At 60.3% G+C, this 16,374-nt stretch carries 11 protein-coding genes and 3 tRNA genes; 5 read left to right on the top strand and 9 right to left on the bottom strand.

All coding sequences use genetic code 11. From position 1 onward, the window contains the following. Positions 1-7 precede the first annotated feature (7 nt). Complete coding sequence (locus tag RO009_16565) at positions 8-1,042, top strand: TIGR01620 family protein (GenBank protein ID MDT3686644.1); 1,035 nt, start codon at positions 8-10, stop codon at positions 1,040-1,042. Between the two features lie 2 nt (positions 1,043-1,044). Here the strand turns inward: RO009_16565 and RO009_16560 are convergent, their stop codons facing one another. After that, positions 1,045-2,757: a sulfatase-like hydrolase/transferase gene (locus RO009_16560; GenBank protein MDT3686643.1), complete on the bottom strand. Its 1,713-nt coding sequence runs from the start codon at positions 2,755-2,757 to the stop codon at positions 1,045-1,047. A 197-nt stretch (positions 2,758-2,954) separates the two neighbouring features. Here RO009_16560 and RO009_16555 point away from each other — a divergent pair. Then, a tRNA-Asp gene (locus RO009_16555) sits at positions 2,955-3,031 on the top strand. Positions 3,032-3,253: 222 nt separating this feature from the next. Beyond that, positions 3,254-3,556, top strand: coding sequence for an HU family DNA-binding protein (locus RO009_16550; protein MDT3686642.1), 303 nt, complete (start codon positions 3,254-3,256; stop codon positions 3,554-3,556). Between the two features lie 267 nt (positions 3,557-3,823). Here the strand turns inward: RO009_16550 and RO009_16545 are convergent, their stop codons facing one another. The 7 genes from RO009_16545 to RO009_16515 all read right to left on the bottom strand — a co-directional run bounded on the left by RO009_16545 (position 3,824) and on the right by RO009_16515 (position 12,552). Further along, the gene (locus tag RO009_16545; protein ID MDT3686641.1) at positions 3,824-4,861 is read right to left on the bottom strand and encodes a DUF4344 domain-containing metallopeptidase; all 1,038 of its coding nucleotides are present in this window, start codon (positions 4,859-4,861) and stop codon (positions 3,824-3,826) included. Positions 4,862-5,655: 794 nt separating this feature from the next. Next, positions 5,656-5,731 (bottom strand) — tRNA-Val (locus RO009_16540). Positions 5,732-5,864: 133 nt separating this feature from the next. After that, on the bottom strand, positions 5,865-8,291 hold the full coding sequence (lon, locus tag RO009_16535; protein ID MDT3686640.1) for an endopeptidase La: 2,427 nt from the start codon (positions 8,289-8,291) through the stop codon (positions 5,865-5,867). Positions 8,292-8,586: 295 nt separating this feature from the next. Further along, a complete protein-coding gene (clpX, locus tag RO009_16530) occupies positions 8,587-9,861 on the bottom strand; it encodes an ATP-dependent Clp protease ATP-binding subunit ClpX (protein MDT3686639.1) in 1,275 nt (424 codons plus the stop codon). Positions 9,862-10,263: 402 nt separating this feature from the next. Then, positions 10,264-10,896 carry an ATP-dependent Clp endopeptidase proteolytic subunit ClpP gene (gene clpP / locus RO009_16525; protein ID MDT3686638.1) on the bottom strand — a complete coding sequence of 211 codons (633 nt, stop codon included), beginning with the start codon at positions 10,894-10,896 and terminating at the stop codon, positions 10,264-10,266. 127 nt (positions 10,897-11,023) lie between these two features. Continuing rightward, positions 11,024-12,379: a trigger factor gene (gene tig / locus RO009_16520; GenBank protein ID MDT3686637.1), complete on the bottom strand. Its 1,356-nt coding sequence runs from the start codon at positions 12,377-12,379 to the stop codon at positions 11,024-11,026. Between the two features lie 88 nt (positions 12,380-12,467). After that, positions 12,468-12,552, bottom strand: a tRNA-Leu gene (locus tag RO009_16515). 236 nt (positions 12,553-12,788) lie between these two features. Here RO009_16515 and RO009_16510 point away from each other — a divergent pair. Next, positions 12,789-14,237: a multicopper oxidase family protein gene (locus RO009_16510; GenBank protein MDT3686636.1), complete on the top strand. Its 1,449-nt coding sequence runs from the start codon at positions 12,789-12,791 to the stop codon at positions 14,235-14,237. 1 nt (position 14,238) lies between these two features. On the opposite strand, the gene RO009_16505 is transcribed toward RO009_16510, so the two are convergent. Continuing rightward, entirely contained in the window at positions 14,239-15,738 is a 1,500-nt protein-coding gene (locus tag RO009_16505) for an NAD(P)H-hydrate dehydratase (protein MDT3686635.1), read from the bottom strand. A 254-nt stretch (positions 15,739-15,992) separates the two neighbouring features. On the opposite strand from RO009_16505, the gene RO009_16500 reads away from it, so the two are divergent. Then, positions 15,993-16,331 carry a P-II family nitrogen regulator gene (locus RO009_16500; protein ID MDT3686634.1) on the top strand — a complete coding sequence of 113 codons (339 nt, stop codon included), beginning with the start codon at positions 15,993-15,995 and terminating at the stop codon, positions 16,329-16,331. The last annotated feature ends 43 nt before the right edge of the window (positions 16,332-16,374 follow it).

Raw genomic sequence — 16,374 nt, 5'->3', positions numbered from 1 at the left:
ACCGGCCATGAGCCAGCCACGCAAACACAAGCCGGCGATGTTCGATCCGAACGATCCGCATGTCGTTGTTGCCGAGCCCAACGATGACCTGTCGTTGATCGATCTGCGCACGGACGATGATGCGGCATTGCCGGCGCTGCCGAGCACCCCATCACCCCGCCCCGCCTGGTCATGGCGCAGTCTATTCTGGTGGGCCACCGGCGGATTGGTGTCGCTCGGACTTGGCCTCGCTGTGACTAGCCTGATCGAGGATCTCTTTGCGCGCTTTGCCCCGCTTGGCTGGCTCGGCCTGACGCTTGCCGTCCTGGCGGTGATTGCACTACTCGCCATTCTGATCCGCGAAGTGCGCGGGCTGTCCCGCCTCAAGGCGATCGAAGGCCTGAGACAGCGGGCGACGGACGTGCTCGCAAGCGATGACCTGACCGACGGGCGGTCTGTGGTGCGCGATCTGCTTGCGCTTGAGCGGCATGCCGCGCCTCTGGCACGCGCCCGAACCCGGCTGGAAAGCCATCTGGGCGATATCATCGACGGTGCCGGTCTTGTTCAACTCGCTGAACGTGAGTTGATGACGCCGCTGGACCAAGAGGCCCGCCGGCTGGTCAGCGCCGCCGCCAAGCGCGTCTCCATTGTCACGGCAGTCAGCCCGCGCGCCGCGGTCGACATGTTTTTCGTCTTGATCACAGCGCTCGGGCTCGCGCGACGCCTTGCGCTGCTCTACGGCGGCCGGCCGGGCACGCTGGGCCTTATCCGTCTTGCCCGACAGGTGGTTTCGCATCTCGCGATCACCGGCGGGATGGCGGCGAGCGACAGCCTGATTCAGCAGATGATCGGACACGGCGTCGCGGCAAAGCTTTCGGCGCGGCTCGGCGAAGGCGTGCTGAACGGCCTTCTCACGGCGCGGCTGGGACTTGCGGCGATCGAGGTGACGCGGCCGTTGCCATTCACGGCCCTGTCCCGCCCGACCCTGGCTGATCTTGCCGGCGGCCTGTTGCGAACCGACAAGCCACGCACGCGTGCCGACCGCGCCCCGGCGGATGATTGACGTCAAAACCCCTTGATCAGGCCTGCATCGACCAGAAGGCGGTTGAAGCGGCGCGCCTCCGCGCCATCCTTGCAAGCGTAAAACAGGCCGTCGCAGCGCTGCAGAATGCGCTTCTGCTCCAGAAAGGTCGAGTCGAGGGGAAGCCCGGCAGCCTCCTGAATAACCAGAGGCAGATAGGGCGCATCGAGCCGTTCATGCGCCGAGGGGCTCGCGACCGGCTCGAAATTGATGCCGTCGATGGCGTAATAGGCGGTGTAGAAGCGCGGATCGTAATTCATCACCCGCCGTGCGATCTCCTCGTCGTCGAGCGAAGGATCGATGATCCGATGCGCAATCGCGGGCGGATGATCGCCGAAGCGTACCACCAGGAATTTCTGGTCCGGGAATTGCTTTTTCAGTTTGCCGGCAAAGTCGGAATAGTCGCGCGCGCTCATTGTCTGCCGGCGGATATATTCATCGACCTCCGGCACGTTGCCGAGCGGACGCCAATTCGGCGTCAGGTCGGGGCGGAAGGTCGTATTCCAGGGGAAATGATTGGCGACCGTATAGACAAAAATGAAGAGCGGCGTGTCCTTGCCTTCCTTTTCAATCAGGCGCAGCGCCTTGTCGTAATAAAAGCGGTCCGGCTCGACATCGCCGGCGCCCATTTCCTTCGAATCGATCATGCGCTCCACGCCGGCGGTCTTCTGGAAACGCCGCGCGCTCAGGAACGCGCCATAAGCGGGATAGAGCGAGACGGTCTTGTATCCGCAACGGCGCAAGGCTTGCGGCAGGCCGCGCTCCACGCGTCCCGCCGCGATGCGTGTGACATAGAACATCAGGCGCCCGAACGAGCGCGCCGACAGCCCGGTCAGCACATTGTATTCAGTGTACCAGGTCGGGCCGCCAGTCGCTTCGGTGAGCAGCCGCCGCGTCTTGCCGTCAGAGGAGCGGAAATGATCGGTGTAGTCGGGCGGCACCTTGATGCCGGGCGCCATGGTGATGTCGAAACTCGATTCATCCAGCACCATCACGATATGCGGCGGCCGTGCGGTCGGCGCGCAGGCCTGATCGCGGGCCGGTCTGGTCGGGTTGGCGATGGCGGAATCGAATTCCAGCCAGCCCTTGGTCGACAATTCAGAGACCGACAATACGCCCGACCGAGCAAAATTCGACACATGGTTGACACCCTGGAACGGCTCCCAAGGCTGTTCGGGAAATTGGTTCGACAGGGTGATCAATCCCGCCAAGCATAAGGCACCGCCGGCGAGCGAGGTGCGCCGACGGACCCGGAAACGGTCGCAGAACCAAAGCAGACCCGCCACGGGAATGGCGACGGCAGCGGCGATGAGAAGCGACGTCCGCAAATCGGGAAAAATCTTCAGCAGAAAGGCGAAGGTGTCGGAATCGATGATCAGAATGTCCAGAAACGTGATGGTCATCCAGGTGATGTCGAACTTGAACTGCGACACCAGAATCACGATCACAACCATCGCGAGCGACAGCGCCGCCGAGATGACAGGGCGGCGCAGCAGCAGGAGCCAGGTGAAATTCAATAATCCCCAGGTGAGGAGGAACAGACTCCGTCCGAGTGGGTCGGCTTCGGTCAGGACCAGGCAGGCGAACGCCGCCAGATGCAGCAGGAACGCCGCGACCAGATTGAACCGCACCAGCCTTTGCGTCGCCGCTATGGCCCCGGAACGTTGGGGCACCCGCACATCATCTGTAGTCGACATGACCGACGCACACCAGGCGCCGGATTATGGAAACCTTGAGCGACCGGCGGCGCAAAGCGACCGTCATAATTCTGTAATCAAATTTCTCTGGCAAGCATGATCATTGTCGCGGCCTGCCGTGGACGTCGCAGGCCTGACGCTGCAAGCGGGTTGACTTGCGCTGGGGTGCCATTTAAGTCCGCCCTACTCCCTTGCATGGGGGCGTAGCTCAGTTGGTTAGAGCGCCGGCCTGTCACGCCGGAGGCCGCGGGTTCGAGTCCCGTCGCTCCCGCCATGCCAAATCCCGCATTCGATACCTCCGGATTTCAACCGCCTGAACGGTTCAATTCGACCTATTCCGGGCTGTACCGCGTTGTGGTTGCAACCTTTTTTCACCAAAAATTGCAAAAACCCCTGGGACTCAGGCGAAAAAGCCATTCTCCCCCGCCTCAGAATCGTCTAAAGGCCACACTCTGTGGATTTTCGTAACGCCGCTTGATGAAAAGGAGGGCCAACCATGGCTGACAAGAAGCCGGCGACAGCTCCCACCGTTACGCTGAAGCATCTCGCGGCTCAGCTGGCCGAGGAGCACCAGTTGTCCAAGAAACAGAGCGAGGCGATCCTCGGTGATCTGGTGACCTCGATCACCAAGCATCTCAAGAAGGGCGACCGTATCCGTATCGGCGGTCTCGGCATTCTGCAGGTTCGCAAGCGGGCGGCTCGCATCGGCCGCAACCCGGCGACCGGGGAACAAATTCAGATCAAGGCGTCGAAGAAGGTGGCCTTCCGCGCCGCCAAGGAACTCAAGGAAGCCATCTGAAATCCTGCCAGCCGCGCAGTACCAGCGCGCATGGCCCTCCTAACGCAGAACGCGCCGGCCTTTGCCGGCGCGTTTCATTTGTGAAGGCTGCCATCCCTTCCGGCCTAATGTGGTGGTTCAGAAGTTCGCTTCCTTCTCGCGGCGTATCCATCACGCGAAGTTCTGAAACAAAACCACACCAGAAGCATAGTTTTCCTTGGGTCCTGCGAATCCCAAGCTCGCTCAATGAGCATGCTGCACAATCAAGCGAACTCCAGATTCGCCACACTAGCGCTTCTTGTCGCCGGACGGTCGTATGGCCTTAGGCGTGCCGTCTGCAGGACTGGCCGTCGCGGCCTCTTTCGGAGCTGTCCTGTCGCCAAAAGGCCTGAACGCCTTGGGCGTGTCCTCTGGAGAGACGGCGGTCGCGGTTTCCGTCGGCGTGTCCATGAAAGTCGCCGCCACCGGCGTTTCAAACTGGAACCATTTCCGCGCCATAACCTTCTGCTTCAGCTCCTGGTCGATGTACGGCGAGATCAGATTCTGGAACGCGTATTGATTGGTCTGATATTCGTACCGGCAATGTTTCGCGCGGCTTTTCGGCAGCATGCCGAAGCTGATTGCATCCGCGAACAGCACCGGATCGGCCCCATAGGCCATGCACCATCGATTGAAGTGGCGTTGCGCCGGTAAGGAGTGGGTGTCCGCCAATAATCGCAGTTCCGGCGTCTTGTCCTGCTCCTCCATGGCTTCGCGGCCACTGATAAAGGACGCGCCGAGGATCAGCCGCCGCGCATCGTCCTTGCAGAATTGCAGCAGAAGATACGTCGCAAAGTAATCGGCGACTTCTTCCTCGCGTCCGAAGAAGGGAATATCAAGAACTTCCAGAACGGCATGCCCCGCTTCATGCAGAAAGACGTCGACCGTCGGCCCAATCATTGCGTCCTTCGGCGACAATCCTCTGGTCGCCATTTTGGGAGTCTGCTTCCAAATATATTCGAAATATTCGTAGCAAACCTTGATCGCGTCATCCCAGAACGTGGCATTGGCGACGCCGTCGCAGCCCTCGACCTTCAGCTTAATCCTGATCGGCAGCTTCACCGGCGCGAGGAAGGCCTGAAACTTTTCGAGCATGCGCTGCTCTTTCAGCATCTCGTAAATCGGCCGATGCGCCTCGTTTTTCGGTTCGACATATTCAACGTCGAATTGATTGGTTTTCAGCTTTTCGGCCGGGATCGGCTCATAGGCCGCCGCCAGGACCGGGCAACAAAGCAAACCAATTGACGTCGCAGCCGCCAACAGCGTGTTCCTGAGCAATGCTTGCATGGCCCACCTCGGCCTCGTTAATACTTACACATGCATCAGACACGGAACATTGCGGCCGGGCATGGCTCCGACCGCAATGTGAAATCCGTGAAGAGAACTCCGGCTGTCCGACCGCAGGAAGCGGCTCAGACCAGCCTGACGCCTCTTATTTCTTTCCGGGCGGGTTTTCCGGACGTGCGCCCGGAGGATTTTCCGGCCGCGCTCCTGGAGGATTTTCAGGACGGGCTCCCGGAGGATTTTCCGGCCGCGCTCCCGGAGGATTCTCAGGCCGCATGCCTGGAGGATTCTCCGGCCGCGCTCCTGGAGGATTTTCAGGACGCATACCCGGAGGGTTTTCGGGTCTCGTTTGCGCGAACACAGGGACGGCGCTCGACACAACGAGCACCCCAAGTGCCGCAGCGATATATGCCTTCTTCAACATCTTATTGTCTCCAATACGCGCGGCTTCGTCCTTGCGGGACGAACGCGATCTTGCCTCACCGGCAATTCGAGTATCGAAACGCGGCTCAGCAAGGATGACCTTACGTCAGCGCGTCCGTATTTACGACAAGGAGACAACACGATTGCGAAAAGTTGATAAGTGAATCTAGTCGGATCAAAGAAACGTTTGTTGCTTTTGCGCGAGATTGCCGCTGTTTTTACGAAGACAAATTTTGCTTTTGTGATGATATGGTGATCAGTGCTTAAAACTGCGGCTTCGTTGCAAACGCAACTTCTACATGCCATGTCGCATGCATTGCCGCTCTCAGCTCTTTGGAAAAGCAGGTGATTTGCCGGGTACTTTCGTCTGGCGATGGTGGGCGGTGACGGGATCGAACCGCCGACCTACTCGGTGTAAACGAGCCGCTCTGCCAGCTGAGCTAACCGCCCGTGCGCCCTTCTTATTGCGTCACCCCAGCCCGGGACAAGCCCCAAACGTAGAACTCAAACGTAAAGCCGCCCAAAATGAACGGCGGCGCTTTTCGACGCCGCCGTTCGGCATTTTTGCAGTTCAAAGATGCCCTTAGTGAGCGGTTAGACCGGATGAATCTTCTTCAACCGCCGCCTCGGCAGCCTTGGTTGGCACCTCTTCCCACTGGATGGGCTCGGGCTTGCGCACCAGAGCGCGCGCCAGGACCTCGTCCATACGGGAGACCGGAATGATATCCAGACCGCTCTTCACATTCTCGGTAATGTCTGCGAGATCCTTCGCATTCTCTTCCGGAATGAGCACGGTCTTGATGCCGCCGCGAAGCGCCGCCAGCAGCTTCTCCTTGAGGCCACCGATCGGCAGCACGCGGCCGCGCAAGGTGATCTCGCCGGTCATTGCCACGTCGCGGCGAACCGGAATACCGGTCATCACCGAAACGATCGCAGTCACCATGGCGACGCCGGCCGACGGACCATCCTTGGGCGTCGCACCTTCCGGCACGTGCACGTGGATGTCGCGCTTGTCGAACAGCGGCGGCTCGATGCCGAACGCGATCGACCGCGAGCGGACGTAAGAGGCCGCCGCCGAGATCGATTCCTTCATGACGTCACGCAGATTGCCGGTGACGGTCATCTTGCCCTTGCCGGGCATCATCGCGCCTTCGATGGTGAGCAGCTCGCCACCCACATCGGTCCAGGCAAGACCGGTCACGACGCCGATCTGATCGATATCCTCGACTTCGCCGTAACGATATTTCGGTACGCCGAGATAATCGGCGAGATCCTTGGCTTCGACCTTCACCGACTTCTTCTTCGAGATCATCAATTCCTTCACCGCCTTGCGGATCAGGGTTGAAATTTCGCGTTCGAGATTACGCACACCCGCTTCGCGGGTGTAACGCCGGATCATGGTCAGCAAGGCCTCGTCGGTGATCGACCATTCCTTGGACTCGAGGCCGTGCTTGCTGATCGCATGCGGGATCAGATGCCTGCGCGCAATCTCGACCTTCTCATCCTCCGTGTACCCGGCGATGCGGATGATCTCCATGCGGTCCATCAGCGGCGCCGGAATATTCAGCGTGTTCGCCGTCGTGATGAACATCACGCTGGAGAGATCGTAATCGACCTCGAGATAATGGTCATTGAACGTCGAATTCTGTTCGGGATCGAGCACCTCGAGCAGAGCCGATGACGGATCGCCGCGGAAATCGGCGCCCATCTTGTCGATCTCGTCGAGCAGGAACAGCGGGTTTGACGACTTCGCCTTGCGCATCGACTGAATGACCTTGCCAGGCATCGAGCCGATATAGGTCCGGCGATGTCCGCGGATCTCCGCTTCGTCGCGCACGCCGCCGAGCGACACGCGTACGAATTCGCGGCCGGTCGCTTTTGCGATCGACTTGCCGAGCGAGGTCTTGCCGACGCCGGGAGGGCCAACGAGGCACAGGATCGGGCCGGTCAGCTTGTTAGCGCGCTGCTGCACGGCAAGATATTCGACGATGCGCTCCTTGACCTTTTCCAGGCCGAAATGATCGGCATCGAGAATGTCCTGCGCCAGCTTGAGGTCCTTCTTGACCTTGCTCTTCTTCTGCCACGGGATCGACAGCAGCCAGTCGAGATAGTTGCGCACGACTGTCGCCTCGGCGGACATCGGAGACATCTGCCGCAGCTTCTTGAGTTCGTGCGTCGCTTTCTCGCGCGCTTCCTTGGAGAGCTTGGTCTTGCGGATCTTCTCCTCGAGTTCGGCGAGTTCGTCCTTGCCGTCCTCGTCGCCGAGCTCCTTCTGGATCGCCTTCATCTGCTCGTTGAGATAATACTCGCGCTGCGTCTTCTCCATTTGACGCTTCACGCGCGTACGAATCCGCTTCTCGACCTGCAGGACGGAAATTTCGCTTTCCATCACGCCCAGAACCTTTTCCAGCCGCTGGGGTACGCTGAGAATTTCGAGGATCGCCTGCTTGTCGGGAATCTTGACCTGCAGATGGGACGCGACCGTGTCGGCAAGCTTGGCGTAGTCGTCGATCTGCTGGACGACGCCGACAACCTCAGGCGACACCTTCTTGTTCAGCTTCACATAGTTCTCGAATTCGGTGACGACCGAACGCGCGAGCGCTTCGCCTTCGACCGCTTCACCGAGATCATCCTCGATGACGACAGCATCGGCTTCGTAATAATCCGCCCGGTCAGTGTATTTAAGAACCTTGGCACGCTGCGCGCCTTCGACCAGCACCTTTACGGTACCGTCGGGCAGCTTCAGCAATTGCAGCACGCTCGCGATGGTGCCGACCTCATAGATCGAGTCGGTCGACGGATCATCGTCGGACGCGTTCTTCTGCGTTGCCAGGAGGATGAAGGTGTCGGAGCGCATCACCTCTTCGAGGGCTTTGATCGATTTCTCGCGGCCCACGAAAAGCGGCACGATCATGTGCGGAAAGACAACGATGTCGCGGAGCGGAAGAACCGGATAGGCCTTGGTTTCCCCGGCGATCAGCGGCGGGCGCGGCTTATTGGACGTGGTCATAGCCCGTATATCCTTTTTGTTGTGCCCCTCTCCGCGGCCCGCCTGGTGCGCAGCCATAGGAGAGTGCCATCGGGAACCGGGGGGAGCAGGGTCCAGAGCAACGGGGACCATGCGCGAGAGGTGGGTACGAAACCCCGCCCGGAATAGTCAGTTCGCCTTCGTACGCGTTCCGTTCGCATGCCTTAGGTGGCGTTGCAGTGCGGCAGTGTCAAGCACATGCCCGACACCCCCAGAATACCTAGCACAGTTCAGCTTAAGGCGATTCTCGACCGTGTCGCGCACCGCCGGCAAGTTATCAAGCGCTGGCTGGGGCCTCGCCCGCCCGGTCGGACCGGTCGGCATAGATGTAGAGTGGCCGGGCCGTACCCTCGACCACTTCGCGCGAGATCACGACCTCCTCGACGCCTTCCAGGCTCGGCAGATCGAACATGGTGTCGAGCAAGATGCTTTCCATGATGGAACGCAGCCCGCGCGCGCCGGTCTTGCGCTCGATGGCCTTGCGGGCGATGGCGCCCAGCGCCTCCTCGGCCAGCGTGAGATCGATATTCTCCATCTCGAACAGACGCTGGTACTGCTTCACCAGCGCGTTCTTCGGCTCGACCAGAATCTTCTTGAGCGAGGCCTCGTCCAGATCTTCCAGCGTCGCCACGACCGGCAAGCGGCCTACGAATTCCGGTATCAGGCCATATTTCAGCAAGTCTTCCGGCTCGACTTCGCGGAAAATCTCACCGGCCTTGCGATCTTCCGGCGCGCGCACGGTGGCGCCGAAGCCGATCGAGGTGGTGCGGCCGCGCGCAGAGATGATCTTGTCGAGGCCGGCAAAGGCACCGCCGCAGACGAACAGGATGTTGGTGGTGTCAACCTGCAGGAATTCCTGCTGCGGATGCTTGCGGCCGCCCTGCGGAGGCACCGAGGCGATGGTGCCTTCCATGATCTTGAGCAGAGCCTGTTGCACGCCCTCGCCCGACACGTCGCGTGTGATCGAAGGATTGTCAGACTTGCGGCTGATCTTGTCGATTTCGTCGATATAGACGATGCCGCGCTGCGCGCGCTCGACATTGTAATCGGCGGCCTGCAGCAGCTTCAGAATGATGTTCTCGACGTCCTCGCCGACATAGCCGGCTTCGGTCAGCGTCGTCGCATCCGCCATCGTGAACGGCACGTCGAGGATGCGCGCCAAGGTCTGCGCCAGCAGGGTTTTGCCGGAGCCAGTCGGTCCAATCAGCAGAATGTTCGATTTCGCAAGCTCAACATCGTTGTGCTTGGTTTGGTGATTCAGCCGCTTGTAGTGATTGTGCACCGCGACCGAAAGCACGCGCTTCGCGTGCTGCTGGCCGATGACATAGTCATCGAGCACCTTGCAGATTTCCTTCGGGGTCGGGATGCCGTCGCGCGACTTGACCAGCGAGGATTTGTTTTCCTCGCGGATGATGTCCATGCACAGTTCGACGCATTCGTCGCAGATGAAGACCGTCGGACCTGCGATCAGCTTGCGGACTTCGTGCTGGCTCTTGCCGCAGAACGAGCAGTAAAGCGTGTTCTTGGAGTCGTTGCCGCCTGCTTTGCTCATTCCAGTCTCCGTTCGCTTCTCAAGGGCGCACGCCTTGCAGCGCAGGCCAAACTTAACACCCGTATCCCTGCCAATATGTTGCCTGGCAGGCACAGGCAGCCCCGAAATCCTCCCCCAAAGCCAGCTTTACCCTAACACTAGCCAAACATGCTAAGGGCAGGACAATCAAGAATCTATTAATGATAACCGCACGTTGAATAGGCGGCCGCATCACTACGACCAATGTCCCAATCAGACGACGAATGCGGTCATTTGATGGGGAAAACACCCCTATCCCCTCATCCCATCCGCTTGAAATGCCAGCACGGATCGGAACTTTCTCCGCCGAACCTCGCCAGAGCTGCGTCGATTCGCGCCATCCGTCCCTTGCAGACGGGTGCCTCGTGAACAGCTTAGAACCCCTCAAGCCTTGATCTGGAGATCTTCCATCCGCTTGTCGATCACCTTGTCGACCAGACCGAAATCCTTGGCCGCGTCGGCGGTGAGGAAGTAATCCCGCTCCAGCGCATCTTCGATCGTCTTCAGCGGCTGGCCGGTATGCTTCATGTAGATTTCGTTCAGGCGCTTCTTCAGGTTCAGGATTTCCTGCGCATGCAGCATGATGTCGGTCGCCTGGCCCTGGAAGCCGCCGGATGGCTGATGCACCATGATGCGCGCATTGGGCAGCGCGAAGCGCAGGTCCTTGGCGCCGGCCGTCAATAGCAGCGACCCCATCGACGCGGCCTGGCCTATGCACAGGGTCGACACGGCCGGACGGATGAACTGCATGGTGTCGTAGATCGCCATGCCCGATGTCACCACTCCTCCGGGGGAGTTGATGTACATCGAAATTTCCTTCTTCGGATTTTCCGCTTCCAGGAACAGGAGCTGCGCGACAACCACGGTCGCCATCCCGTCCTCCACCGGACCGGTGATAAAAATAATGCGCTCCTTCAGCAGGCGCGAATAGATGTCATAGGAGCGCTCGCCCCGATTGGTCTGCTCGACTACGATCGGGACGAGGTAGTTCATATAGGTGTCGACGGGATCTCTCATGACATCTCCTGCGGCCGTGGCGACCGCCTCTCGAATCGCAATGCCTTACCATAGCGCCTTCGTCCCGCGCTGCGACTGGACGAAGGCAGATATAGGCAGCGATGGTTAAGTCGACCAGAGGCGATGGTTAAGCCGCCTTATCGTCGTCTTCGCGATAAAGCTCGTCCCGCGTCACCTTCTTGTCGGTGACGTTGCCCAAGGCCAACAGGAAGTCGGTGACCTTGTTCTCAAGGATCGGCGCGCGGATAGAGGCCAAGGCTTCCGGATTCTTCCGGAACATGTCCCACAATTCCTGTTCGCGGCCCGGATATTGGCGGACTTGCTCCACCACCGCCCGCGTCGTCTCGTCATCGGTAACGGTGAGATCGTTGCGGCGGGCGATCTCGTCGAGCAGAAGGCCCAGCCGCACCCGGCGGTTGGCAATCCTGCGATATTCCGCCTGCTCGGCCTCCTCGGTCGTGTTCTCGTCGGCGAAGCTCTTGCCCTGCTGCTTCATTTCATTCTGCGCGGTCTGCCACAGATTCTGGAATTCCTGCTCGAACAGCCCCTGCGGCACCTCGAACTTGTGCATTTCATCGAGCTGGTCGAAGAGTTCGCGCTTCAGGCGCTGTCGCGACTGGGCATCACTTTCGCGCGCTAGGCGTTCCTTGACGGCATCCTTCAGCTTGTCCAGCGATTCCAGGCCGAGCGATTTGGCGAAGTCATCATTGATGGTCACTTCCTTCGGCGCCTCGACCGTCTTGACGGTGACGTCGAACTCGGCCTCCTTCCCGGCGAGATGCGCCGCGGGATAATTCTGCGGGAAGGTCACTTTCACCACGCGCTGTTCACCGGCCGCAATCCCGATCAACTGGTCCTCGAAGCCCGGAATGAACGTGGCCGAACCAAGCTGCACCGCGACATCCTCGCCGGTGCCGCCTTCGAACGGCGCGCCGTCGATCTTGCCGACAAAGGAAATGATCACGCGGTCGCCGCTCTCAGCCTTGGCTCCCTCACCCTTATCTGCGTAAGGCCGATTCTGCTCGGCGATCTTCTTCAAGGCTTCGTCCACCTGTTCATCGGTGACATCCGCCACGAGCTTGGTAAGCGAGATTGATTTGAAATCGCCGAACTCGATGGGCGCAAGAATTTCCAGCGCAACGGTGTAAGACAGATCGGACTTGCCGCCGATCACGGCTTCCACGTCCTTCTCCTCGTTCGGCAACGTGACCTGTGGCTGCATCGCCAAGCGGAAATTGTTGTCCGCGACGATCTTGGCGTTCGCGTCACGAACCGCCGCCTCGATTGCTTCCGCCATCGCCGCACGACCATAAACGCGCTTCAGATGCGCGACCGGCACCTTGCCGGGGCGAAAACCGTTGATACGCACGCGGTCCTTCATTTCGCCGAGGCGGTCGTTGACCTTGGAGTCGAGTTCTCCGGCGGGGATCAGCACGCGATACTCACGCCGCAAGCCGTCCGAAAGCGTCTCTGTCACCTGCATGACTGTCTTCGTTTCCTTGTCGCCGCGCATGCGGCGTCGTTCCTAGCAAATTCACTGCGTCCAAAGCGAACGGCATCCCCAAGGGGCATGGTGCGGGCGGAGGGACTCGAACCCCCACAACTTGCGTCACTGGAACCTAAACCCAGCGCGTCTACCAATTCCGCCACGCCCGCCCAAAGACACCGCGTTGGACGCCGTAGTCTGACGCCGCTTGATGGGCATCGCGCGGCACCGCAATTCCGGCCGAGCGGCGCGGCTTATAGCATGCGGTTTCACGGGCGCACCATAAAAATAGCCCCTAGATGCAGGCTTGCAAGCCGCTCCGGTTGCATGATGCCGCGGAGTTGAGTTGATGGCGGCCCGAAACTGCACCACAAGCTCGGCCGTGGCGAGCCAGCAGGCAGATGGAATGTTGCGACGAGCGAGGTCTCTCTCCCGGCGGCAGGTGGCGCAAGGTCTGGCGGTCACGCTGGTATCACTCGCGATGCCGAGCGGCGCTGGCGCCCAGCCACTCGCCGCCGCCGATAACGGCTTCCGGCTGCTGCGGGCTCGCAAAGGAATGGTGAGACTGCGCGGCCCTGAACAATCGGAGACGCCGATCTGGGGCTATGACGGACTTGTTCCGGGGCCTACCTTGCGGCTGAAACGCGGTGATGAATTGAAGGTCCGGCTGTTCAACGATCTGCCTGAGCCGACTGTGATCCACTGGCACGGCGTGCGGCTGCCCAACGCCATGGATGGTGTGCCGCACCTCACCCAGCATCCGGTCGAACCCGGCAAGACCTTCGACTACCGCTTCACAGTCCCCGATGCCGGCACCTACTGGTATCATTCGCATCTTTATTCGTCCGAACAACTCGAACGCGGCCTTTACGGACCCTTGATTGTCGACGAGCCGGAAGGCGTGGACGTCGACCGCGATATCGTTCTCGTCCTGGACGACTGGCGGCTCGCCGAAGACGGCACCATTCACGAGGGAAGTTTCCGGTCGTTCCACGATGCCGCGCATGCTGGCCGGCATGGCCGATTGCTCACCGCAAACAGCCAAAATCCGATGACCATCCCGGTGCGGACGAATGAAAGGCTGCGCCTGCGGTTCATCAATGCCGCCAATGCGCGGGTTTTTCCGCTTCGGGTCGCGGAACATGCGGCCCGGGTGATGGCGATCGACGGCCAGCCCACCGAACCATTCCCCGCCCGCGACAGCCGCATCACGCTCGGACCTGGCAGCCGCATCGATCTTCTCGTGGATGCCACACGCGATCCTGGCACAACGGCTCTGGTCTTGGCTGACAATGGCGGCAATGACGAGATTGCCATTGCGCGCCTGGTCTACGAAGTGGGAGAAAAAGCGCGTCCAGCGCCGCGCGGCGAACCCAAACCCTTCCCCGCCAATCCGCTGCCCGCGAAGATCGATTTCAAAGCAGCCTATCGCCTCGACGTCCCGCTCGAAGGCGGGGCAATGAGCCGAATGATGATGGGGCGCATGCGTGACGGGGCGGTTATCCCCGGGCACGGCATCGATCCTTCCGCGCGCGTATGGACCATGGCCGGCTTTGCATCCTCCGGCCACGACGGCCCGTCGCTGTTTTCAGTCAATCGCGGCCGCCCGGTCATGCTGGCCTTCAAGAACAACACGGCGTTTCCGCATGCCATGCACTTGCACGGGCATCATTTCCGGCTTCTCGACGGTTTGGATGACGGCTGGAAGCCGTTCTGGCTGGATACGGTTCTGATCAATGCGCAGCAAACTGCACGCATTGCTTTCGTCGCCGATAATCCGGGGAAATGGATGATCCATTGCCACATGCTCGAGCACCAGGAGACCGGGATGGCCGCCTGGTTCGAGGTGATCTGAGCTAGCGGGCAATCTCCGGGAACAGATGGCGATAAACCGCGGGCAACGCCTCAGGCAGGTCTTCCGAAATCAGGCCGGGCCCTGCCCGATTTGCCGCCTCGCCATGCAGCCAGACGGCGGCGCAGGCCGCCTCGAATGCCGGCATCCCCTGCGCCAGCAATCCCGTCGCCAGTCCAGCCAACACATCCCCGGATCCGGCCGTGGCCAGCCACGGGGGCGCATTCTCTGCTATCGCAGCCCGCCCGTCCGGCGCCGCCACCACCGTGTCTGGTCCCTTGAGGAGCACGACGGCGCGTGTTTCATGTGAAGCATAACGGCATACCTCAAGCTTTTGTTTAACTGAATGATTTTTTAATATTTGCTTGAACAGACGAGAAAATTCACCTTCGTGTGGCGTGAGAATCGTGGGCTGCCGCGAGCGATTCGAAAGCGCTGTAAAGAGGTTTTCCGGGTTGTCCCCAAAGCTGGTCAGAGCGTCGGCATCGAGGACAACACCTCGTTCACCCTCCAGGGAACAGAGGACGTTGTCCCGCATCGACGCGCCGGTTCCCCCACCGGGCCCAAGAAGGATCGCATTAATCCGGCGGTCTTCAAGTAGTGATTGAAGTTCGGTGACGCCATCAACCGCACGGACCATCACGGCCAGGCTGCTGTTTGCATTCACAACCAGGGCATCCCGCGGGCTCGCGATGGTCACCAGCCCTGCTCCGGCCCGCAACGCGCCGCGAGACGCCAATCTGGCCGCGCCCGTCGATGCGGAAAGCCCTCCTGAAATGACCACCGCGTGGCCGCGCGCATATTTGTGGCCCTCAATCTTGGGTATTGGAAATAGGCTCCCCCACTGACCGGGCGAATTGAGAAATGTACGCGGGCGTATGGACGTCAGCACGTCGGCCGGAATGCCAATATCGGCCACTACGACGCGACCGCAATGCAGACGTCCCGGCAAAAGGACATGACCCGGCTTGCGACGAAAGAACGTGACCGTTTGGTGCGCCTGCACGGCGGCGCCCATGATCGCGCCGGTGTCGCCATTGATCCCACTCGGGAGATCGACCGCAACAATATGCGCGCCGCTGGCGTTCATCGCCTCGATCATCGCGTGCGCTTCGCCGTCCACCGGCCTTGCGAGACCGGCTCCGAACAGAGCATCAATCAAAACATCGGTGCGTTGCAGTTGCTCCGGTTCCAGTGCTTCAGTGTCGCCGCCCCAGCGTTGAGCCGCTTCGGCGGCATCTGCCTTCAACTGCGAAGGTTTTCCAAGGAGCAACACGCGAACGGTGTAGCCACGTTCGCTCAGACAGCGGGCGGCGATGAACCCATCACCGCCATTGTTGCCCGGCCCGGCAACAACCACGACGCGCCCGCGAGCCGGATGGGCAAGGGTGACAGCATCGGCAACCGCTGTCCCTGCCCGTTCCATCAGATCGATACCGGCAATGCCGCTGGCGATGGCCGCGCGGTCGGCTTCGTCCATTTCCGTGGTGGTCAGCAATTCGATCATCGAGGCAAAATACGGGGAGCCCGAGACGGGAACAACACGCCTTGGCTTGCAGCAATGAGCTGTCTATGAAATGTGCAGAATGCACATAAAATAGACAGAGATCATCCCAGTGGTCGGAAAAGCTGTCGCCAATACGACATAACGTTTTGATAAAGCACGATTATTCTTAAGTTTGGTTATTGGCACAAGACCTGCTAACGGCAAACGGGCCCCTCCGGTGCGCCCCACCGGCGGACCGGGAGAGGACATCCATGAAGAAGATCGAGGCCATCATCAAACCGTTCAAACTCGACGAGGTGAAGGAGGCGCTGCAGGAGGTTGGTCTGCAGGGCATCACCGTCACCGAGGCGAAAGGATTCGGCCGCCAGAAGGGTCACACCGAGCTGTATCGTGGCGCGGAATACGTCGTCGACTTTCTCCCCAAGGTGAAGATCGAGATTGTACTCAGCGACGACATGGTCGAAAAAGCCGTCGATGCGATCCGCCGTGCGGCCCAAACCGGACGGATTGGCGATGGCAAGATCTTTCTTTCCAACATCGAAGAAGCGATCCGGATCAGGACGGGGGAATCCGGATTGGATGCCATCTGATACGCTGGGCTTAATCACTCTCACTCTAAGTCCCCTCAAGAAA

Source organism: Pseudorhodoplanes sp., assembly GCA_032027085.1.
In the GTDB taxonomy this organism is placed as follows: Bacteria; Pseudomonadota; Alphaproteobacteria; order Rhizobiales; family Xanthobacteraceae; genus Pseudorhodoplanes.
The sequence above is the reverse complement of the archived record's forward strand: the minus strand, read 5'-3'. Positions and strand labels throughout refer to the sequence as shown.